Raw genomic sequence first — 21,000 nt, 5'->3', positions numbered from 1 at the left:
AGGCGAATCATAGCATAAGCCTGGGGTGCGATCCGCGCCGGCGTGTAAAAGATATGTATACGGATGCTAATAGAATGCCGTTTTCCCGGTGGTATCCTATTTTGCCGGAGGGTGCGAACAGAGGATTCCCGGGTTACGGCTTACGCCTCACCCGGGCTACCGCTACCGCCCGCCGCGGATCAGGCCGCCGAGACCGCGCCGCTCCATAAAGGCCGCCACCTGATGGCGCACCTCGGCGGTCATCTGGGCTTCGAGGCTGCGACGCGACAGCTCCTGCGCCTCTTCGATATCGATGCGGCGCAGCAGATATTTCACCCTCGCCACCGAGCGGCCGTTCATCGACAGATGGCGATAACCGAGACCGATGAGGATCGTCACGCACATCGGGTCGCCTGCCATCTCGCCGCACAGTCGCAGATCGATGCCAAAGCGCTCCGCGTCATGGGCGATCATCGCCAGCGCCCGCAATACCGCAGGATGCAGGCTGTCATACATGCTGGCGACCCGGGTATTGTTACGGTCGACGGCAAGCAGGTACTGGGTCAGGTCGTTCGTGCCTACCGAGATAAAATCGATCCGGCTGGCCAGCTGCGGCAGCATAAAGACCATCGACGGCACCTCCAGCATCACCCCCAGACGCGGACGCGGGATGGCGTAGCCGATCATCTCTTCCACTTCCCGGCTGGCGCGGTCGATCAGCCGACGGGCCTCATCGACCTCTTCCAGACTGGTCACCATCGGCAGCAAAATGCTGAGGTTGCCGGTGGCGGCGTTGGCGCGCAGCATCGCCCGCACCTGGATCAAAAAGATCTCCGGCTGATCGAGGGTGATGCGGATCCCGCGCCAGCCAAGGCACGGGTTTTCTTCACTGATCGGCATGTACGGCAGCTGTTTATCCGCGCCGATGTCCAGAGTACGCAGGGTCACCGGTTTGCTGTTAAACATCTGCAGCATGCCCTGATACTGGGCGACCTGCTCCTCTTCTGAGGGGAAGCCGCTCTGCAGCATAAAAGGAATTTCGGTACGGTACAGACCAATACCGTCAACAAAGCTGCCGAGCTTCTCTTCGTGCTCCGGGCTTAAGCCGGCGTTGAGCATGACTTTCACCCGTTCGCCGCTTTTCAGCTCCGATGCGCGCTGGAGATCGTCCTCCGCCAGGCGGCTGAGCTCGTTCTCTTCGCTGATAAGCCGCTGATATTCCTGCAACAGAACAGGTTCAGGATCCACCAGCAGCTCACCGCGATAGCCATCGACAATCAGCGTATGGCCATGCAGCAGCGAGGGCTGAATATCGGCGCCCATCACCGTTGGGATGCCAAGGGCCCGCACCATAATGGCGGCATGGGAGTTGGCAGCGCCATCGCGCACCACCACGCCGGCCAGACGATCCTGCGGCACCTCGGCGAGGGTGGTGGCCGACAGCTCGTCCGCCACGAGGATAATGCGCGCCGGCCAGGTGTTAGGTCCCTGAATACTGTCGTCGAGATGGAACAGCAGACGCTGACCCAGCGTGCGCAGGTCGCCGGCCCGCTCTTTCAGATAGCCGTCGCTCAGCGCGGCAAACTGTTCGGCGAACTTCTCGATGATCTTTTTGACCGCCCACTCGGCGACGGCGCCTTTGTCGACTTCGGCAAAGAGCTCGCGACGCAGGCGGGCGTCGGAGAGCAGGTGCGAGTAGAGATCGAAGATCGCCGCCGTCTCTTTTTGCGCGCCGGCGGCGTAGCGTTTGCTGTAGCGACGAAACTCGTTGGCCGCTTCTTCCAGCGCGCCGGTCAGGCGTTCACGTTCCGAGGCGGTGTCCAGCGTCGAGGCTTCATACACCTGCTCCATCAGCGGCAGGCTGACGTCCATCCAGCCCTCGGCGATCGCCACCCCGGAAGAGGCCGGCAGAGCGCGAATGCGCGTCTGACGATACTGACCGAACAGGGCGTTCAGCTGGGACTGGGAGAGGATCGCCGCCATCTGGGTGGCGAGGGTGACGAGGAAAGACTCTTCGCTTTCATCAAACTGGCGCAGCTCACGCTGCTGGACCACCAGCACGCCCAACAGCTGGCGGCGCTGGATGATCGGCACGCCAAGGAAGGCGCGGAAGCGGTCCTCTTTGACGGCGGGAATATACTTGAAGCTGGGGTGTTTTTGCGCATCGGCGAGGTTGATGGGCTCCGCCAGGCGGCCAACCAGCCCCACCAGGCCTTCATCGAACGCCAGCGCAACGGTGCGCCCGCGAGGTTTTTTTAACCCGCGGGTAGCCATCAGGTAATAGCAGCGTCGATCATTGTCAGCCAGGTAAACCGAGCAGACTTCCGTCTCCATCGCCTGGCAGACATCCGTCACCAGAATATCCAGCGCCTCGTTTAAACGCGGCGCACTCGCGACCTTCTCGACTATTTCTCGCAACCGAGTGAGCATAATGTGCGTGGCTTAACCTCTTTTACGTCGATAAGCAGGCGCGCTTTGCGGCTTAGGTGCGCTCTCCGCCAGCGACATAGTGACGCTGGCGAACTCTTTCATCACCCGGCGGTAGACGTCGCGTTTGAACGACACCACCTGACGCACCGGGTACCAGTAACTCACCCAGCGCCAGCCATCAAATTCAGGTGTGCTGCTGGTTTGCATATTGATGTCCGCGTCGTTACCGATCAACTGCAAAAGAAACCACTTTTGTTTCTGGCCGATACAAACCGGCTTTGTGTCCCAACGCACCAAACGTTTAGGCAACTTGTAACGCAGCCAGTTACGGGTTGAGGCAAGGATCCGCACATCTTTACGGCTTAACCCGACCTCTTCAAACAATTCCCGATACATCGCCTGCTCTGCGGATTCTCCTGGATTTATGCCCCCTTGCGGGAACTGCCACGAGTGCTGACCATAGCGTCGGGCCCACATGACCTGGCCCTGACGATTACAGATTACAATACCGACATTTGGGCGGTAGCCATCGTCATCAATCACCGGACTACCTCAAGATAAGCTTCAATGTGAATGATTGTTTCACACTCGTCGGAAACGGTAAACCACTCTGTTCGCACACTGAGAACGGATAACATTTGAATAACTCACAGTAATTGCCAGAGTTATAAACAGCGAAAGCGCCCGACGTCCGATTTTATTCACTTTTTCTGTGGATAGAGTTGTGAAGAAGTACGGAATTAACCCGGGAAAACCCGGAGTAATCTGAACATCGCACTGCTAGCACCTTATAATAATGATAGCATATTCATTAAGTTAGAATATATTCCTTTCACTTATTACAGCATAACGTGACGATCATCACACATGCGATCCGCCGACTGATGAAAGATCGAGCAATGTCGATTTTATCCACAGATTACGCGCAGGTCGCGGGCATATTTTCTCTAAAAATTCGATTTTCGTCGCACGTCAAGGCTGTAAATCGAACCAGTAGTGGGGCTTTTCCCCAGTTATCCCACTTTTCTGTGGATAACATGGTGTAAGATCCTGTTTATTGTCAGTGACCAGTTCTGGAAAACCTGTTTTCATGGTTTTCACCTGCCGCGTAATGACCTTAAAAAATCATATAAATCATGGGATTGGTATAGTTACTCAGAAAACGATAAACTCTATCCACAACGCGCAAAATTAGCGCTCATTTTTTAACCAAAGGTGTCGCCCTATGCCCGCTATCGCTCCGCTCTCCTCTCCGCCGCAAAGTCAGGAACAGCTGTTGGCCCAGGCCCGCCAGCTGGCCGGCTATACGCTGGGTGAGCTGGCGGCGCTGGCCGGGATCCCCATTCCCCGCGATCTGAAACGTGATAAAGGCTGGACGGGCATCCTGCTGGAGCTGTGGCTGGGGGCCAGCGCGGGCAGTAAACCCGAGCAGGATTTCGCCGCGCTGGGGGTGGAGCTCAAAACGATCCCTATCGACAGCCGGGGCCGTCCGCTGGAGACCACTTTTGTCTGCGTCGCCCCGTTAACTGGCAATAGCGGCGTCACCTGGGAGAGCAGCCATGTGCGGCATAAGCTGCAGCGAGTCCTGTGGATCCCAGTGGAGGGAGAGCGCGCCATTCCTCTGGCGGCGCGGCGCGTCGGCGCACCGCTGCTGTGGAGTCCGGACGAAGAAGAGGAGCGCCAGCTGCGCATGGACTGGGAAGAGCTGATGGATCTTATTGTCCTCGGTGAGGTGGAGCGCATTACTGCCCGCCACGGCGAGGTGCTGCAGCTAAGACCGAAAGCGGCCAACAGCAAGGCGTTGACCGAAGCCATCGGCGCCCGCGGGGAGACGATCCTCACGCTGCCGCGCGGTTTCTACCTGAAAAAGAATTTTACCGCCGCCCTGCTCGCCCGCCATTTCTTGTTACAACACGATTAATTTTTTGTTCTGCGTTGGGGCTTGCATATAATTGCTGCTTTCTATTTTGCAGGACTTTGAACAATGTTATTTGCATGGATAACCGATCCTAACGCCTGGCTGGCGCTGGGCACCTTGACGCTGCTGGAGATCGTGCTCGGGATCGATAATATTATTTTTCTCTCTCTGGTTGTGGCCAAGCTCCCCACCGCCCAGCGCGCCCACGCGCGACGGATCGGTTTAATGGGGGCGATGGTCATGCGCCTGGCGCTGCTGGCCTCTATCGCCTGGGTCGTTAAGCTGACCAACCCGCTCTTTACCGTCCTCGGTCAGGAGATTTCGTTTCGCGATCTGATCTTGCTGTTTGGCGGACTGTTCCTTATCTGGAAAGCCAGTAAAGAGATCCATGAATCTATCGAAGGCGAAGAGGAGGGGCTGAAAACTAACGTTCACTCCTTCCTCGGCGCCATCGTGCAGATCATGCTGCTGGACATCATCTTTAGCCTCGACTCGGTGATCACCGCCGTCGGCCTGTCGGATCATCTGTTTATTATGATGGCGGCGGTTGTGATTGCGGTGGGGGTCATGATGTTCGCCGCGCGACCTATCGGCGATTTTGTTGACCGTCATCCGTCGGTAAAAATGCTGGCGCTGTCGTTTCTGATCCTCGTCGGCTTTACCCTGATGCTGGAAAGTTTCGACGTCCATGTGCCGAAGGGATACATCTACTTCGCGATGTTCTTCTCTATTGCGGTGGAGAGTCTTAACCTGCTGCGCAATAAGAAAAACCCGCTGTAAACCACAAAATTGCAGCCTGGTCACAGGCTGCAACCCTTTTTCAGACTTTACTGCTTTTTATGTCTCACAAATCAGGCTATTAATAGACAGGTATGGGGTGCAGCTACTCAAGAGGTGATGACGATGAAAAAATGGGCAGTATTGATTTCCGCCGTAGGACTGGCGTTCTCGGTTTCCGGTTGCAGCAGCGATTACGTCATGGCGACCAAAGATGGGCGAATGATCCTGACCGACGGTAAACCCACCGTGGATGACGATACCGGTCTTATCAGCTACGAAGATCAGCAGGGTAATAAAATGCAGATCAATCGTGACGACGTTTCACAAATCATTAAGCGTTAATTTTTCCCCGTCGGCCCCAGCCTCTTTTGACGCTGCGCTTACCGACAACCAGTCTTCTGAGAAGAGTCGGGACACACCAGGACACCGCGGGTTTCACCTACCGCTCCTCCTCGTCACCCGGCTTTTTTGATTTTTTTACTTCCTCTTTTTCTCACCCTCTGCCATGTTGATACTCCTTTGTCGGGGAATGCCTGACCTTATAAATAAAAAGGAAGCTGGCTATGCAGTATCACCGTATCCCACACAGTTCACTTGAAATCAGCACCCTCGGGCTGGGAACCATGACCTTTGGCGAGCAGAACAGCGAGGCCGATGCCCATCAGCAGCTCGACTATGCGGTCGCCAACGGCATCAATCTGATCGATGTCGCTGAAATGTACCCTGTCCCGCCGCGCCCGGAAACTCAGGGGCTGACCGAAACCTACGTCGGCAACTGGCTGGCGAAACGCGGCAATCGCGAAAAGCTGGTGCTCGCCTCGAAGGTCAGCGGGCCCGCGCGTAATAACGACAGCAGTATTCGACCAAACCACGTCCTGGACCGGAAAAATATCCGCGAGGCGCTGCACGCCAGCCTGAAGCGTCTGCAGACCGATTATCTCGACCTGTATCAGGTACACTGGCCGCAGCGCCCCACCAACTGCTTTGGCAAGCTGGGCTACACCTGGGCCGACGCCGCCCCCGCGGTGACCCTGCTGGATACCCTCGAGGCGCTGACCGAGTTCCAGCGCGCCGGCAAGATCCGCTACATCGGCGTGTCGAACGAAACCGCCTTCGGCGTGATGCGTTATCTGCACCTGGCGGATAAGCACGACCTGCCGCGGATCGTAACCATTCAGAACCCCTACAGCCTGCTGAACCGCAGCTTTGAAGTCGGCCTGGCGGAAGTGAGCCAGTTCGAAGGCGTGGAGCTGCTGGCCTACTCCTGCCTGGCTTTCGGCACCCTGACCGGGAAGTACCTCAACGGCGCGAAGCCGGCGGGGGCGCGCAATACGCTGTTCAGCCGCTTTACGCGCTACAGCAGCGAGCAGTCGCAGAAAGCGGTGGCGGCGTATGTGGATATCGCCAAACGCCACGGCCTCGATCCGGCGCAAATGGCGCTGGCCTTTGTGCGTCGGCAGCCGTTTGTCGCCAGCACCCTGCTGGGGGCGACGACCATGGCGCAGCTGCAGACCAACGTGGAAAGTTTACAGCTTGAGCTGAGCGAAGAGGTATTAGCGGAGATTGAAGCGGTGCATCAGGTTTATACCTACCCGGCTCCGTAGCATGACCTGTCGACGCCGGCTTCTGGCGTCGCGTTGTTGCCCGGTGGCGGCTACGCCTTACCGGGCCTTCGCTACCCAGGTCGGGTAGCCGCCTCAGCAGCCGCGGTAGCCCGGGTCAGGCGCAAGCCGCAACCCGGGATTTCCCTCTGCCCGCGCACCTGGCAGGGGTTACGATTTCGAGTCAACCGCGACGAGAAGTTATTTACGCCGCCCCCAGACCCACAGCGCGGCGATGGCCACGGCAAACACCGCGCCAAAACCTATCCCCACGGCGACCGGCGGAACGCCCACGCTCACCGCCAGGGAATAGAGCCCCAGCATCAGCAGCATCGCCACGTTTTCGCCCAGGTTCTGTACCGCAATCGCGTTACCCGCCCCGACCGAGTGTTTCCCGCGCTCCTGCAGCAGCGCATTCAGCGGCACGATAAAGAAGCCGCCGAACACCCCGAGCAGCAGTAGCAGTCCGAACGCCGGCAGCAGCGACTGCTGCACCGCAAACGCCATTACCGCAATACCGATCAATATCCCGGCCGGCATACAGCGCGACACCGTCTCCAGAGTCACCAGCTTCGCCGCCGCCCCGGCCCCCAGCACAATCCCCACCGCCACCATCGCATTAAGATAGGTGGGCATGGCGTTGCTGGTAATGCCCAGCGCTACCGGCACCCAGATCACCAGCAGGAAGCGCAGGGTCACACCAGCGCCCCAGAACAGGCTGGTGCCCATCAGCGAAAAGCGGGTTTCGCCGTTGCGCCACAGCGTGCGGCAGGCGCTGAAGAAGCTGTGCGTCATCGGCTTAAAACGCCATGACTGTCCCGGACGCGCCGCCGGCAGCCTGGGTATCCACAGGTTAGCCGCCACCGCCCCGCCGTAGACCAGCGCGCAGACGATCAGCGCCGCCAGCACGTGCCAGTCGGCGAGGATCCCGCCGGCCATGGAGCCCAGCAGGATCGCCGCGATGGTCGAGGACTCCATCAGTCCGTTAGCCTTCACTAACTTATCGCCGGTGGTCAGTTCGCCGAGAATGCCATACTTGGCCGGCGAATAGGCGGCGGCGCCAATCCCCACCAGCGTATAGCCGATAAATGGATTGACACCGAAGCAGATGCAGCCGGCGCCGAGCAGCTTCAGGCCGTTGGCCACCATCATCACCCGGCCTTTGGCAAAGCTGTCGGCGAACTGGCCGACAAAGGGGGCAAACAGGATGTAAGCGCCCACAAACAACATCTGCAGGACCGGCTGGCTCCACTCCGGATAATAAAGCTGCTTCATCAGCGCCAGGGTGGCGAAGAGAAGCGCATTGTCGCCGAAGGCCGACAGGAACTGGGCGCAGATCACCGCCATCATCCCTTTCGAATACAGCGAAGGGTTAGTATGCACTGACTCACTCATGGGTTGTTTCTGCCTCGTCGACCATGTTTTTCAGGGTGACATAGTCTGGCTTGCCGCTGCCGAGCACCGGCAGCTGTTTCAGCCAGCGTATATCGCGCGGCACCGCCAGCTCCGGTACGCCGTGCTGGCGAGCGTAGCGCAGCAGGGCTTCGCGAGTCAGTTCATTATCGGTGGTAAACAGCACCAGCGCCTCGCCTTTGCTGGCGTCCTGTTTAATCGCCGTGGCGTGCATTTTGTCCGGCGATGCGCCGAGGGCCACCTGCTCCACCATCTCAAGAGAGATCATTTCGCCAGCGATTTTGGCGAAGCGCTTCGCGCGGCCCTGGATGCGGACATAGCCCTGCTCGTCGAAGGTGACGATATCGCCGGTGTCATACCAACCCGCTTCCTTTTCGCCGTGCTGATTTTCCGCCGTCGGCGCTTCCAGCACCCCGGGATTTTCCACCCGCAGGTAGCCTTTCATAATGTTCGGCCCTTTCAGCTGCAGCCGCCCCCCTTGCTCAATGCCAGGCATCGCCAGCAGGCGGGCGTCCATCCCCGGCAGGATACGCCCCACGGTGCCGACCTTCGCCGCCATCGGCACGTTGATCGAGACCACCGGGGCGCACTCGGTCACGCCATAGCCTTCGAGAATGCGCAGGCCGAATTTATCCTGCCACAGCTGTTTGGTGCTCTCCTGCAGCTTCTCCGCCCCGGCGACCACATAGCGCAGACGATAGAAATCATAGGGGTTAGCGAAGCGGGCATAGTTGGCGAGAAAGGTCGAGGTGCCGAAGAGCACTGTGCAGTTGCGATCGTAGACCAGCTCCGGCACCACGCGATAGTGCAGCGGGCTGGGATAGAGAAACACCTCCGCGCCGGTAAGCAGCGGCGTCAGCAGACCGACGGTGAGGCCAAAGGAGTGGAACAGCGGCAGCGCCGACATAAAGCGATCATTAGCGGTAAAGTCGGCAATGGTTTTGATCTGCTCGACGTTGGCCAGCAGACTTTTATGGCTGTGCACCACCCCTTTCGGATTGCCCTCCGAGCCGGAGGTGAAGAGGATCATCGCCGCGTCTTCCGGCTGCTGCTTAACCTGCGCCAGACGCGGCGCCAGCAGATGGCCGAAAATCCACAGTTTGTCCGCAGGGGTGATATCGCCTTTGAGATCTTCCAGGAACACCCAGCGCACCTGAGTCAGCTGCTCCGGCAGGTGCCAGAGCTTGCCTTTATCAAGGAAGGTGCGCGAGGTAAAAATGGTGTTGAGTTCCGCGGCGGCGATGGCGCTGCTGAGCCCTTTCACCCCGGCGGTATAGTTCATCATCGCCGGAATGCGCCCGCGGGCGATCGCGCCGAAAATCACCGCCGCGCTGATGCCGGCGTTGGGCAGCATCAGGCCGATCTTCTCGCCCCGCTGGCTGTATTTTTCCAGAATGCGGGCGACAAACAGGGTTTTGGTCAGCAGCTTGCGATAGGTATCCGGCTGGAAGTTGATATCCTCCACACAGGGTTTGCGCGCGCCGAAGCGGTCCTGCGCCGCCAGCAGCGACTCATACAGGGTTTCCCGCGGACGCACCGCCATCCGGGCTTCCATCATGATCTGATGCAGCATTTCTCCGGCGATTTTGCGCCGGTCGCGGGCGCGCGGCGCCTCAGGCATCGGCAGATGGGTGGGCGGCAGCAGATGCAGCTGAATACGCGGGAACAGGCGACGTTTCACCAGCCCCTTCAGCCGGCTGAAGGGCGTCAGCTCAGCGCCTTCAATGCGCAGCGGCACGATGGTCGCCTGCGATTTGGCGGCGACAAAGGCGGCGCCGTCATAAATTTTCATCAGCGAGCCGCTGACCGAAATTCGCCCTTCCGGGAAGATGACCACCGGCCGCCCCTGTTCAATCAGGCGCACCAGATGTTTGATCGACATCGGTTTGGTCGGGTCCAGCGGCACAAAATCGATAATCGGCGTCAGCGCGCGCATAAACCAGCGCTGGCTGATTGAGGTATAGACGGCAAAAACCGGTCGGACCGGCAAAAACAGCGCCAGCAGAATGCCGTCGAGGAACGAGACGTGGTTCGGGGTAATTAAGACTTTTTGCTGGTGCAAAGCCTGCGTGTCGCCGGTCAGTCTGACCCGGTATAACCCCTTGAACAGCAGTCTGAAAAATCCCAAAAGCATAACAACTCCATGTGACCGGTGATGAGTCAAAGCAGGTTACACGAGAAGGCGTGGGAAAGCAGTGCAGCGGGGGGATTTTCAGAATAAAAAAAACCTGCGCATCCGCGCAGGCTGGTGTAAGACGTCCAGTACGAAGAGCGTACCTGAGAAACTCACCTATCAATACCTCTGGGATCTCGATTGTCGCGTTTTTCGCCCGGTTCGGGCCAGCGGGAAAACGCAAGGGAGTGAGCCTAAGTGCAACCAGTTATTACGATTTTCGCTATCTGTAACAACGCCGGCGACGGGCAAAAAAAAACCTGCGCATCTGCGCAGGCTGGTGTAAGTAAAGTGGTCAACATGACGTTGACTCCACCTATCAATACCTCTGGGATAGCCAGAATATCAACCTGCTCGGCGGACAAACCAGCGAACATTCGCAACAGCGCATCGCAAAGTGTAAGCAAAGGTTTGTATTTCCCCGAGCCGGTTTCAATTACTGATAGCGTCAATGTAAACAGGTCACCGATAAGCCCGCTCTGAATCACATTTGCGCCATTCCTTCGCCGCCGCGCCTTGAATCTGCCGCTCTTTCCCGTAACATAGCAGTATGTAAACGCTTACCCTATAAAAGGCATGGTATGGCGACAATTAAGGATGTAGCCCGACTCGCAGGAGTCTCCGTCGCTACCGTCTCCCGCGTCATCAACAACTCTCCCAAAGCCAGCGAAGCCTCGCGTCAGTCCGTGGGCGCGGCGATGGAAACCCTCAACTATCATCCCAACGCGAACGCCCGGGCGCTGGCCCAGCAGTCCACGGAAACCGTCGGCCTGGTGGTGGGCGATGTCTCCGACCCCTTCTTCGGCGCGATGGTCAAAGCCGTCGAACAGGTGGCCTATCGCACCGGCAACTTTTTGCTGATTGGCAATGGCTACCACAACGTGCAGAAGGAGCGCCAGGCGATAGAGCAGCTGATCCGTCACCGCTGCGCGGCGCTGGTGGTGCATGCCAAAATGATCCCCGATGAGGAACTCGCCGGGCTGATGAAGCAGATCCCCGGCATGGTGCTGATCAACCGCATCCTGCCCGGATATGAAACGCGCTGCGTGGCGCTGGACGATCGCTACGGCGCCTGGCTGGCGACCCGCCATCTGATCCAGCAGGGGCACACGCGTATCGGCTACCTGTGCTCAAACCACGATATCTCTGATGCGGAAGATCGCCTGCAGGGGTACTACGCGGCGCTGGAGGAGAGCGGCCTGCCGTGCAACGACCGGCTGGTCACGTTCGCCGAGCCGGATGAAAGCGGCGGCGAACAGGCGATGACCGAACTGCTTGGCCGCGGCCGCCACTTTAGCGCCGTCGCCTGCTATAACGACTCGATGGCCGCCGGCGCGATGGGGGTGCTGAACGACAACGGCATCGACGTCCCGCGGGAAATTTCACTGATCGGCTTCGACGATGTCCTGATTTCGCGCTATGTTCGCCCGAGGCTGACCACCGTCCGCTACCCGATCGTCACGATGGCGACCCAGGCGGCCGAGCTGGCCTTAGCCCTGGCGGAGCAGCGCCCGGCGCCGGAGATCACCCACCTGTTCAGCCCGACGCTGGTGCGCCGTCATTCGGTGGTGGCCCCGCAGGAAGGCGATAAGTCGTAGCGATAGAGATGCACGGCGGTGGCCGGGTAATCCAGCCCCTCGCCGATGTAGCGCCAGCCGAAGCGTTCATAAAAATCGCGGCAGGCGGAGTAGAGATAAAGCTCCCGATAGCCCGCGCGGCGGGCATAATCGATCACATGCCGCTGCAGCTGTCCGGCCAGCCCCTGACCGCGAGCGGCGGGCGCGACGTACAGCGCCGCCAGCCAGGGAAACAGATCCTGGCGGCTGATCAAATCGCAGCGCCAGAGGCCAATCGTTCCCAGCAGTTGCTCCCCTTCCATGGCAATAAAGGTCAGCGGCAGCGCCTCCGCCGTCTGGCTATGCTGCACAATGCTGGCGAAAAACTCCCGCGGCAGCGCCTCGCCGCCAAAGGCCTGCCACAGCCAGTCGGTCACCTCCCGGGCGAACTGCGGCGCGGCGTACAGCGGCAGGATCGTCATACCAGCTTCCCCTGAAAAATCGGCACCGAGTCGAACAGATAGCCGTCAAAGTCCGGGGCGTCTTCATCGGACAGCTCCAGCAGACTGTTTTTAACGTTTTCCAGATGCTGCCACATCGCCTGCCAGGCACCCATCACATCGCGACGCCGCAGCGCGGCAAGCAGGGTCTGCCGGTCGCCGAGCCACTTCAGCCGCCAGGCGCGGCTGGCAATATGCACATTAAACTGCTGCCACAGCGGGCTGCTGTCCATCTGCAGCCAGATCCGCTCCACCGTCGCTAACAGCATCTGGTTCTGCGTCGCCCCGGCCAGCACCAGATGGAACAGACGAGCGTTATCCTGGGCGGTGTCGTTGAGGGCGATTGCCCGCTGCTCCTGCTCGATAATCCGCTTCAGATTATCGATATCGGCGCGGGTGGCCATTTTCGCGGCAAAGGCGGCGATATTGCTCTCCAGCAGCTGGCGCGCTTGGAGAATTTCAAACGGACCAACGTCGCTGCTGAGCAGTTGCTCTTCTTCGCTGTCGTTTTCGTGCGGGATACGCATGACGTACACCCCGGATCCCTGACGGATATCCACCGTCCCCTGCAGCTCCAGCATCAGCAGCGCTTCGCGCACGATGGTCCGGCTGACGCCATAGGTTTCGGCAATATGGCGTTCCGGCGGCAAGCGCGACCCGACCGGGTAGCGCCCCTGCGTGATCTGGGCGCGCAGGTCATCACCAATCTCCTGATAGGGCTTCTTTTCCGGCGGAATTATCGCTTTTTCCACAAAATCACCTGTGCGTTACATGCCTGCGAGTCAAACACGGCGCTATCTTAGCAAATATTGCCCCCGGCTAGCGGTATTCATCATCGATATCCAGCACCAGTTCACGCCGTTCGCCGAGCTGACGAAACCAGTGCGCCGAGGCTTTGGGTCGCCGGGCGCGATGGTTTTGCAGGTCGATTTCGATAAGCCCGTAGCGGTTTTTAAAGGCGTTCATCGGCGACACGTTGTCGGTAAACGCCCACAGCATATAGCCCTGGCAGTTGGCTCCTGCCTCGCGGGCGCGCAGGGTGTGCCACAGATGTTCGCTGATAAAACGAATGCGGTAGCTGTCGTCAATGGCGCCTTCGCGGTTACGGAACTGGCCTTCGTTTTCCACCCCCATCCCGCTCTCCGCCACGAACCAGGGAATGTTGCGATAGTCATTTTTTATCCGCATCGCCATATCAAAGATGATTTGCGGGTAGATTTCCCAGCCGCGGGAGGCGTTCATCCGCCGGCCGGGCAGCTCAAACGGCTCATAATACCAGGCCGGATGGAACGGGGTATGCGGATGCCAGGCCCGCGACGGGGCTTTGACCCGGTGCGGATAGTAAAGGTTAATCCCCAGCTCATCGACGGTGTGCTCGCGGATAATCGCCAGATCCTCCGCGCTGGCCTCCCACGTCACCTGATGCTGCTCAAGCAGCGCGAGAAGCGCCGGCGGCCAGACCCCGTGCACCAGCGGGTCGAGAAACATACGGTTGTAGAACAGATCGTAGATCTCCGCCGCGCGCAGGTCATGCGGGGCGCGTGAGCGCGGGTAGGTCACCTCCGGATTGAGGATGCAGCCGACGGTCCCGGGATAGCCTAGCTCGCGAAATCGCTTCACGACGCAAGCGGTCGCCAGCACCTTATGGTAGTTCCACTGCATCCAGGTGCTGGTGTTCTGCTCATAGGGCCAGCGCAGGGCATCAAGATAGACCCGGGTCTGCACCACGATCGGCTCATTAAAGGTAAACCAGCGGGTCACCTTCGGGTGGTAGCGGGCAAAAACCTGCTCCGCGTAGCGCACAAACAGCTCGACCACCGTTTTCGACCCCCAGCCGCCATACTTTTCCAGCAGATAGCCCGGTAATTCGTAATGCTCAAGGCAGATCATCGGCGTGATGCCGTTGGCCAGCAGCGCATCGAACAGCTGGTCGTAATAGGCCGCATACTCCTCATCCACCGTGACGTTTTCATAGTCGGTCAGAAAGCGCGACCAGTTGATCGAAGTGCGGTAGTGGGTCAGCCCGGCCAGCTTCATCAGCTGCACATCTTCCTGAAAGCGGTTGATAAAATCGGTAGCCACCGCCGGGCCATAGCCGTTATGCCAGACGTGACGGTCGTTTTTGTACCAGAGATCGGGCCAGGAGTCCTGCCCCGGTTTTTTCCCGCTCCAGCCCTCGGTCTGCCAGGCGGAAGCCGCCGCGCCAAGGATAAAATCATCGGGAATAGTCATCCGTACGGTAGTCATAGGCTCCTCAGACAGGGTTGGCGGTCTGTTGATTGTCTGCCTGACGCTGCGCGGCATCGGCACGGCGGGAGGCGATTTTGACGAAAGGCAGATAGATAAGCACCGCGGCCACGATGCAGATCAGCTGGGTGACCACCGCCCCCATCGAGCCAGCGGTGGAGAGCCAGGCATTGATCAGCGGCGGCGTGGTCCAGGGCACCATCACCACCGCCTTGCCGGCGAAGCCGGTCAGGGTGGCGAAATAGCCGATGCTGCCGGTCACCAGCGGGGTGATGATAAACGGGATGGCGAGGATCGGGTTGAGCATGATCGGCATCCCGAAGATCACCGGCTCGTTAATATTGAACAGCCCCGGGCCTATCGACAGCTTGGCGATCTCTTTCATCTCTTTGCGCCTGGTGGCGATCATCACCGCAATCAGCAGGCCGATGGTCAGCCCCGAGCCGCCGATGCTCATGTAGACGTCCCAGAAGGGCATGGTGATGATGTTCGGTACCTCTTTTCCCTGCTCAAAAGCGCTCATATTGACGGTGATCGCCCCCAGCAGCAGCGGCTCGCGGATCGGCTTGATCATCTGGTTGCCGTGAATGCCGATCACCCAGAACAGCTGGGCGACGAACATCAGCAGCAGGATCCCCGGCAGGCTCTGCACCACCCGCTCCAGCGGCTGCTGCACCACCTGGTAGACCGCATCGTAGAGATACATTCCCGTCAGCTGGTGGAAGAGAAAACCAAAGGTGGCGATCGCGGTGGTGGTGATGATCGCCGGGATCAGCGCGGAAAAAGAGGCTGAAACGTTCGGCGGCACGGTATCCGGCATCTTGATCTTCAGTCCCTTGCGCCCCTCCAGCCAGCAGTAAATCTCGACCGACAGAATAGCGATGAACATCCCGAGGAACAGGCTGCGGGTGTCGGAGAACTGACGCAGCAGGACATCTTTCACCACGTGCATCTGGCCATCGACCATCATCTCTACCGTGGTCGGCGTGACGCAGATAAAGCAGATCACCGCCAGCAGGCCGGGAAACAGGCTTTTGATGCCGTTGATCCGCCCCAGCTCAATGCCGATCAGAAACACGGCGCCGATATTGAGGAAGTTGAGCGTGGCGTAGTTCAGCGCGCTGGTGATCGGCTTCAGCGCGGCGAGAAAGGAGAGCGAGGAAAAGCTGGCGAGCCCATTCTTTGGATCCAGCACCATATTGGAGATCAGTACCGAAAAGGCCCCGACGATGATCACCGGCATCAGGGTAATAAACGCCGATTTGATCGCCATAATGTAGCGATAGCTGTTGAATGTCGTCGCGAAACGCCCCAGCGCGTCGATCAGTTTGTCCTGTAATGCCATAAAAGAGTACCTCAGAGTAAAGGGCTTATTGCGGCCAGGTGGACAGCCAGAGACTTTTGGCATACCAAAACATAGTTGCCAGGCAAAAATTGTTCTGTGACAGCGCTCGCAACCCGCTGCGTGGTATCCCAAATATCGATATTAAAATCTATTGGCATACCAGATAGCGCCGGTTGGTCAGTTCCTGCTAAAAGCGTGATCGCGATGGTTTTTCCGCCCCGCCCCGTCGATATGTCCCTTTTCGGTCTGTGATAAACTGCGCCTTACCACGTGAAATCAGGAATCGATGAATGGCTACAATGCTGGATGTCTCAATTCGCGCAGGCGTCTCGAAAGCGACGGTTTCCCGCGTGTTGAACGGCACAGGTCAGGTGAAAGAGAGCACCCGCCAACAGGTCTTTAAAGCGATGGAAGAGCTGGGCTATCGGCCGAATTTCCTTGCCCGCTCGCTGGCCAATCAGACCAGCAACAGTATCGGGCTGGTCGTCTCCACCTTTGACGGCTTCTACTTTGGCCGTCTGCTGCAGCAGGCGTCACGCCAGACCGAAGCCTGGGGAAAACAGCTTATCGTCACCGATGGCCATGATACGCCGGAGCGCGAAGAGGAAGCGGTGCAGATGCTCGCCGACCGGCAGTGCGATGCGATCATCCTCTATACCCGGCATATGAGCGAGAAGGCGATCATGTCGCTGATTAACTCGATCGCCATGCCGCTGGTGGTGATTAACCGTGATGTGGCGCAGGCCCGCGAACGCTGCGTGTTCTTCGAACAGCAGGAAGCCGCCTTCCAGGCCGTGGAGTATCTGATTACCCAGGGCCACCGCGATATCGCCTGCATCACCGTCCCGATGCACACCCCCACCGGCCAGGCGCGCCTGCAGGGCTATCGCAACGCGCTGATAAAACATGGTATTGAGTGGGATCCGAGCCGGGTGAAATACGGGGACTCGACGATGACCCGCGGCTACGAGCTGTGCCGGGAACTGCTGGACGAGAAAGCCCGCTTCAGCGCGCTGTTTTCCTGTAACGATGATATGGCGCTGGGGGCGTCTAAGGCGCTGCATCAGGCGGGGCTGCGTATTCCGCAGGATGTGTCGCTGTTTGGCTTCGACGATGCGCCAAGCGCGAAATGGCTGGAGCCGGGGCTGTCGACGGTCTATCTGCCGATCGACAACATGATCACCACGGCTATCGATCAGGCGATCAAGCTTGCTAACCAGCAGCCGATCGAAACGATCCCGCCGTTCACCGGCACGCTGGTGTTGCGTGAGTCGGTGACGACGGGACCTTTTTTTAAATAAGCTCCAAGGCCAGCAGCTCCTGGATGGTCTGGCGACGGCGGATCAGCCGCGCCTTGCCGCCATCAAACAGCACCTCCGGCAGCAGCGGACGGCTGTTATAGTTGGATGACATCGAAGCCCCGTAGGCGCCAGTGTCATGGAGCACCAGATAATCCCCTGGGGCCACCGCCGGCAGCAGACGGGTCTCGACTTTCCCCCCTTCCTGCTGGGTAAAGACGTCCCCGGACTCGCACAGCGGCCCGGCCACCACGGTCTCCACCTGCGGCGCGGCGCTGAGATCGCGGCCATCCGCCGCCAGAGCGGTGATATGATGATAGCTGCCGTACATTGCCGGGCGCATCAGGTCGTTAAAGCCAGCGTCAATCAGCACGAAGTGGCGGCTGCCCATCTCTTTCACGCTGCGCACCTGCGACACCAGCACGCCGGACTCGGCCACCAGGAAGCGTCCGGGTTCAATCTCCAGTTTCACCGGGTGACCCAGATGGGTGGCAATCTGCTCCCGGGCGCGGTTCCACAGGCCATAATAGTGAGCGGTGTCGATGGCCTCTTCGCCCTCGCGGTAAGGAATAGACAGGCCGCCGCCGGCGGAGATGGCCTGCAGATCCTGACCAAAGTCGACAACCTGGCGCACCATCGCGCCGCACACCTGCTCCAGGTGACCATAGTCGACGCCAGAGCCGATATGCATATGGATCCCCACCAGCTGCAGCTGATAGCGACGCATCACTTCCAGCGCCGCCGGCAGGTGGCTGTACCAGATGCCATGCTTGCTGTTCTCACCGCCGGTATTGGTTTTCTGGCTGTGGCCGTGGCCAAAGCCCGGGTTGACGCGCAGCCAGACGCGATGGCCCGGCGACACTTCACCCAGTTGGCTCAGCATGTCGATCGAGCCGGCGTTCACCGGGATCTGTAACGCCTTGACGCGATCGAGGGTCGCCTCGTCGATCAGATCGGCGGTGAAGACAATATCCTCTGGATTCTGCTGCGGATCGTAGCCCGCCGCCAGCGCACGCTCGATCTCCCCCAGCGACACCGAGTCCACCTTCACCCCCTGCTCGCGCATCAGACGCAGAATATGGATGTTAGAGCAGGCTTTTTGCGCAAAACGCACCACATCAAACTGGCTGAGCTGGGCAATCTGGCGGCGAATAATCTGCGCATCATAGACCCAGACCGGGCAGCCAAATTCCGCCGGCAGGCGCAGCAGATTGTCCGCGGTCAGATCGGTATCGGTGGCGTAAAGCGAGTGTGGCATAAGAACTCCGGTGTAGTGCGTGTGTTGGTCGCTGTTTTTTCTGATTACGCCACAGCGCCGGACGAATAAAAAATATCGTTTTATCGCGACTCTATGCAAAAATGATATAGTTCCAGCCGAGCCTCAGGGAGACCGCATGCCAGCCGTCAATTTGCGCCATATCGAAATCTTTCATGCGGTGATGACCACCGGCAACCTGACCGAAGCCGCGCGGATGCTGCATACCTCCCAGCCCACCGTCAGCCGCGAGCTGGCGCGCTTTGAGAAGGTGCTCGGCCTGCGGCTGTTTGAACGGACCCGCGGTCGCCTGCAGCCAACCGTGCAGGGCCTGCGCCTGTTTGAGGAGGTTCAGCGTTCCTGGTACGGCCTGGACCGCATCGTCAGCGCCGCCGAGAGCCTGCGCGAGTTCCGCCAGGGCGAGCTGTCGATAGCCTGTCTGCCGGTCTTTTCCCAGTCCTTTCTGCCGCTGCTGTTGCCGCCGTTCCTCGCCCGCTACCCGGAGGTCAGCCTGCAGATCGTCCCCCAGGAGTCGCCGCTGCTGGAGGAGTGGCTCTCCGCCCAGCGCCATGACCTTGGCCTGACGGAGACCCTGCATACCCCCGCGGGCACTGAACGCACCCCGCTGCTGACGTTGAATGAAGTCTGCGTCCTGCCCGCCGGCCATCCGCTGGCGGCGCAGACGACGCTGACCCCCGCCGATTTTCAGGGCGAGAACTACATCAGCCTGTCGCGCACCGACAGCTATCGCCAGCTGCTCGACGCCCTGTTCCTTGAGCATCAGGTCAAGCGGCGGATGGTGGTCGAAACCCACAGCGCGGCCTCGATCTGCGCCATGGTGCGCGCCGGCGCCGGGATCTCGGTGGTTAACCCGCTGACCGCCCTGGACTATGCCGATAGCGGCGTGGTGGTGCGCCGCTTCAGCGTCGAAGTGCCGTTTACCGTCAGCCTGATCCGCCCGCTCCATCGCCCGCGATCGGCGCTGGTCGACGCCTTCGTGACGCACCTGCAGCAGAGTCTGCCGCAGATCCTCACGCCGCTGGCGTCGGTTCTGCAGAGAGCATAAAGTTGACCGCGTCCTCAGCGTGGATCGCCGCGGTGTCAAAGACCGGCAGCGGGCTGAGCTCGGCAGGCACCAGCAGGCCAATTTCCGTGCAGCCGAAAATAACCCCTTCCGCCCCCTGCTCCGCCAGGGCGGCAATCACCTGCAGATAATAATCCCGCGACGCCTCGCTGAAGGTGCCGAGACAGAGTTCGTCGAAAATGATCTGATTGATCCGCGCCCGATCGTCGGCCTCGGGGATCAGCGTCTCGATGGCAAACTGCGCCTGCAGACGACCCCGGTAAAAGGTCTGCTCCATGGTATAGCGGGTGCCCAGCAGCGCGACCCGCCGCTGGCCCTTGGCGGCAATCGCCCTTCCGGTGGCGTCGGCGATATGCAGAAAGGGAACCTGGCAGCGGGCGGCGATGGCATCCGCCACCTTGTGCATGGTGTTAGTGCACAGGACAATGCCCTCGGCGCCCGCCTGCTGCAGCCCAACCGCGGCGTCGGCAAGGATCGCGCCGGCGCGATCCCAGTCGCCGGTGGACTGACAGGCTTCAATCTCGTGAAAATCGACGCTATGCAACACCAGTCTGGCGGAGTGCAGCCCGCCCAGTCGCGCCTTCACGCCTTCATTAATCAGGCGATAGTAAGGGATCGTTGACTCCCAGCTCATGCCGCCTAACAGGCCAATGGTTTTCATCTTTTGCTCCTTATGTTGTTTCTGCCAGTGAAACAAACTTGTGATCAACTTTCCACTTCTCTGGCCGCGTATTTCTTTTTCATGAAGAGTGAGATAACTTAAGTGAAACAATGTTTCATTTTAACAACAGGATCGGCAGATGTTTATTTTCCATAAAGACACCACCCTTGAAGACCTTGGCAATGGCGTAACCCGCCGCATTCTGGCCCATGACGGCAAAATGATGGCCGTGGAGGTAAATTTTGCCGCCGGCGCCGTCGGCCCGATGCATAACCACCCTCACGAACAGCTCACCTACGTGCTGTCCGGCGAGTTCGAATTCACCATCGGCGAGGAGACGCGCGTCGTCAGCGCTGGCGATACGCTGTACAAGCAGCCGGGGATCATGCACGGCTGCGTCTGTCTGCAGCCCGGCACGCTGCTCGATACCTTTACCCCCATCCGCGAAGATTTCCTCCAGGGTTAATCCCTGTCGGGGGGCGCTTGCCGCCCCCGGTTATCTACCTGTACCTTCGAATAAAATATACCGGCAAAATCATTATCCTGATAATAATATTCCCCGCCTCGCTTACGCTGATATTTCATACTTTTCAGCCCCTCACAAACGCCTAAAATGCTTACCACCTCACTTTTTTGAAACATCGTTTCGACTTTGATCACATTTCCATCCAGATCTGCATGACGCGGAAATAAATCGCAATAAAATGAAATTAAAACGGTGTTTTATAAAAAACAGATCAGCATAAAAAAAGAGCCTGAC

General features: G+C 59.2%; 19 protein-coding genes and 2 pseudogenes. 9 read left to right on the top strand and 12 right to left on the bottom strand.

The features are described from left to right. Positions 1-162: 162 nt before the first annotated feature. Together ptsP and rppH are read right to left on the bottom strand one after the other, a co-directional pair. Positions 163-2,409 (bottom strand): phosphoenolpyruvate--protein phosphotransferase, encoded by a 2,247-nt coding sequence (gene ptsP / locus MKR05_RS09965; RefSeq protein ID WP_023290901.1) that lies wholly within the window; start codon positions 2,407-2,409, stop codon positions 163-165. 12 nt (positions 2,410-2,421) lie between these two features. Continuing rightward, positions 2,422-2,952, bottom strand: coding sequence for an RNA pyrophosphohydrolase (rppH, locus tag MKR05_RS09960; RefSeq protein ID WP_004205443.1), 531 nt, complete (start codon positions 2,950-2,952; stop codon positions 2,422-2,424). Positions 2,953-3,405: 453 nt separating this feature from the next. On the opposite strand from rppH, the pseudogene MKR05_RS09955 reads away from it, so the two are divergent. The 5 genes and pseudogenes from MKR05_RS09955 to MKR05_RS09935 form a co-directional block, all read left to right on the top strand. Next, positions 3,406-3,546 (top strand): annotated as a pseudogene (locus MKR05_RS09955) (hypothetical protein); the annotation flags it as partial. 88 nt (positions 3,547-3,634) lie between these two features. Beyond that, the gene (gene mutH, locus MKR05_RS09950; RefSeq protein ID WP_048298206.1) at positions 3,635-4,330 is read left to right on the top strand and encodes a DNA mismatch repair endonuclease MutH; all 696 of its coding nucleotides are present in this window, start codon (positions 3,635-3,637) and stop codon (positions 4,328-4,330) included. Positions 4,331-4,393: 63 nt separating this feature from the next. Next, entirely contained in the window at positions 4,394-5,107 is a 714-nt protein-coding gene (locus tag MKR05_RS09945) for a TerC family protein (RefSeq protein ID WP_023290903.1), read from the top strand. A 123-nt stretch (positions 5,108-5,230) separates the two neighbouring features. Further along, entirely contained in the window at positions 5,231-5,449 is a 219-nt protein-coding gene (locus MKR05_RS09940; protein WP_002915974.1) for a YgdI/YgdR family lipoprotein, read from the top strand. A gap of 221 nt (positions 5,450-5,670) precedes the next feature. Then, positions 5,671-6,711: an NADP(H)-dependent aldo-keto reductase gene (locus MKR05_RS09935; protein WP_048335224.1), complete on the top strand. Its 1,041-nt coding sequence runs from the start codon at positions 5,671-5,673 to the stop codon at positions 6,709-6,711. Between the two features lie 198 nt (positions 6,712-6,909). On the opposite strand, the gene lplT is transcribed toward MKR05_RS09935, so the two are convergent. The 3 genes and pseudogenes from lplT to MKR05_RS09920 form a co-directional block, all read right to left on the bottom strand. Further along, entirely contained in the window at positions 6,910-8,103 is a 1,194-nt protein-coding gene (lplT, locus tag MKR05_RS09930; RefSeq protein ID WP_248569156.1) for a lysophospholipid transporter LplT, read from the bottom strand. After that, on the bottom strand, positions 8,096-10,255 hold the full coding sequence (aas, locus tag MKR05_RS09925; RefSeq protein WP_032453978.1) for a bifunctional acyl-ACP--phospholipid O-acyltransferase/long-chain-fatty-acid--ACP ligase: 2,160 nt from the start codon (positions 10,253-10,255) through the stop codon (positions 8,096-8,098). The genes lplT and aas overlap by 8 nt, the downstream gene beginning before the upstream one ends. Before the next feature lie 262 nt (positions 10,256-10,517). After that, positions 10,518-10,782 (bottom strand): annotated as a pseudogene (locus MKR05_RS09920) (hypothetical protein). Positions 10,783-10,875: 93 nt separating this feature from the next. Between MKR05_RS09920 and galR the strand changes: the two are divergent. Next, a complete protein-coding gene (gene galR / locus MKR05_RS09915) occupies positions 10,876-11,892 on the top strand; it encodes an HTH-type transcriptional regulator GalR (RefSeq protein WP_002915981.1) in 1,017 nt (338 codons plus the stop codon). Here galR and MKR05_RS09910 read toward each other — a convergent pair. From MKR05_RS09910 to MKR05_RS09895, 4 genes are all read right to left on the bottom strand, one after another. Next, positions 11,853-12,332 (bottom strand): GNAT family N-acetyltransferase, encoded by a 480-nt coding sequence (locus tag MKR05_RS09910; protein WP_087824515.1) that lies wholly within the window; start codon positions 12,330-12,332, stop codon positions 11,853-11,855. The genes galR and MKR05_RS09910 overlap by 40 nt on opposite strands. Continuing rightward, complete coding sequence (locus MKR05_RS09905; protein ID WP_087824514.1) at positions 12,329-13,102, bottom strand: GntR family transcriptional regulator; 774 nt, start codon at positions 13,100-13,102, stop codon at positions 12,329-12,331. The genes MKR05_RS09910 and MKR05_RS09905 overlap by 4 nt, the downstream gene beginning before the upstream one ends. A gap of 67 nt (positions 13,103-13,169) precedes the next feature. Then, positions 13,170-14,597 (bottom strand): glycoside hydrolase family 1 protein, encoded by a 1,428-nt coding sequence (locus tag MKR05_RS09900; protein WP_023290907.1) that lies wholly within the window; start codon positions 14,595-14,597, stop codon positions 13,170-13,172. 7 nt (positions 14,598-14,604) lie between these two features. Further along, positions 14,605-15,942, bottom strand: coding sequence for a PTS sugar transporter subunit IIC (locus MKR05_RS09895; RefSeq protein WP_023290908.1), 1,338 nt, complete (start codon positions 15,940-15,942; stop codon positions 14,605-14,607). 299 nt (positions 15,943-16,241) lie between these two features. Here MKR05_RS09895 and MKR05_RS09890 point away from each other — a divergent pair, with 299 nt between their 5' ends. After that, positions 16,242-17,243 (top strand): LacI family DNA-binding transcriptional regulator, encoded by a 1,002-nt coding sequence (locus MKR05_RS09890; RefSeq protein ID WP_004229436.1) that lies wholly within the window; start codon positions 16,242-16,244, stop codon positions 17,241-17,243. Here MKR05_RS09890 and lysA read toward each other — a convergent pair. Further along, complete coding sequence (lysA, locus tag MKR05_RS09885; protein WP_023290909.1) at positions 17,236-18,498, bottom strand: diaminopimelate decarboxylase; 1,263 nt, start codon at positions 18,496-18,498, stop codon at positions 17,236-17,238. The two genes, MKR05_RS09890 and lysA, sit on opposite strands and share 8 nt — an antisense overlap. 136 nt (positions 18,499-18,634) lie before the next feature. Here lysA and MKR05_RS09880 point away from each other — a divergent pair, with 136 nt between their 5' ends. After that, the gene (locus MKR05_RS09880; RefSeq protein WP_023319085.1) at positions 18,635-19,561 is read left to right on the top strand and encodes a LysR family transcriptional regulator; all 927 of its coding nucleotides are present in this window, start codon (positions 18,635-18,637) and stop codon (positions 19,559-19,561) included. Here the strand turns inward: MKR05_RS09880 and MKR05_RS09875 are convergent. Beyond that, positions 19,527-20,240 carry an aspartate/glutamate racemase gene (locus tag MKR05_RS09875; protein ID WP_023290911.1) on the bottom strand — a complete coding sequence of 238 codons (714 nt, stop codon included), beginning with the start codon at positions 20,238-20,240 and terminating at the stop codon, positions 19,527-19,529. The genes MKR05_RS09880 and MKR05_RS09875 overlap by 35 nt on opposite strands. 139 nt (positions 20,241-20,379) lie before the next feature. On the opposite strand from MKR05_RS09875, the gene MKR05_RS09870 reads away from it, so the two are divergent. Beyond that, positions 20,380-20,706 carry a cupin domain-containing protein gene (locus MKR05_RS09870; RefSeq protein ID WP_023290912.1) on the top strand — a complete coding sequence of 109 codons (327 nt, stop codon included), beginning with the start codon at positions 20,380-20,382 and terminating at the stop codon, positions 20,704-20,706. Here the strand turns inward: MKR05_RS09870 and MKR05_RS09865 are convergent. Beyond that, the gene (locus MKR05_RS09865; protein WP_238875611.1) at positions 20,703-20,900 is read right to left on the bottom strand and encodes a hypothetical protein; all 198 of its coding nucleotides are present in this window, start codon (positions 20,898-20,900) and stop codon (positions 20,703-20,705) included. The genes MKR05_RS09870 and MKR05_RS09865 overlap by 4 nt on opposite strands. Positions 20,901-21,000: the final 100 nt, after the last annotated feature.

The organism is Klebsiella sp. K5-204 (genome assembly GCF_030128585.1).
Lineage (GTDB): Bacteria > Pseudomonadota > Gammaproteobacteria > Enterobacterales > Enterobacteriaceae > Klebsiella > Klebsiella quasipneumoniae.
This window is presented reverse-complemented; position numbering and strand designations above follow the sequence as displayed.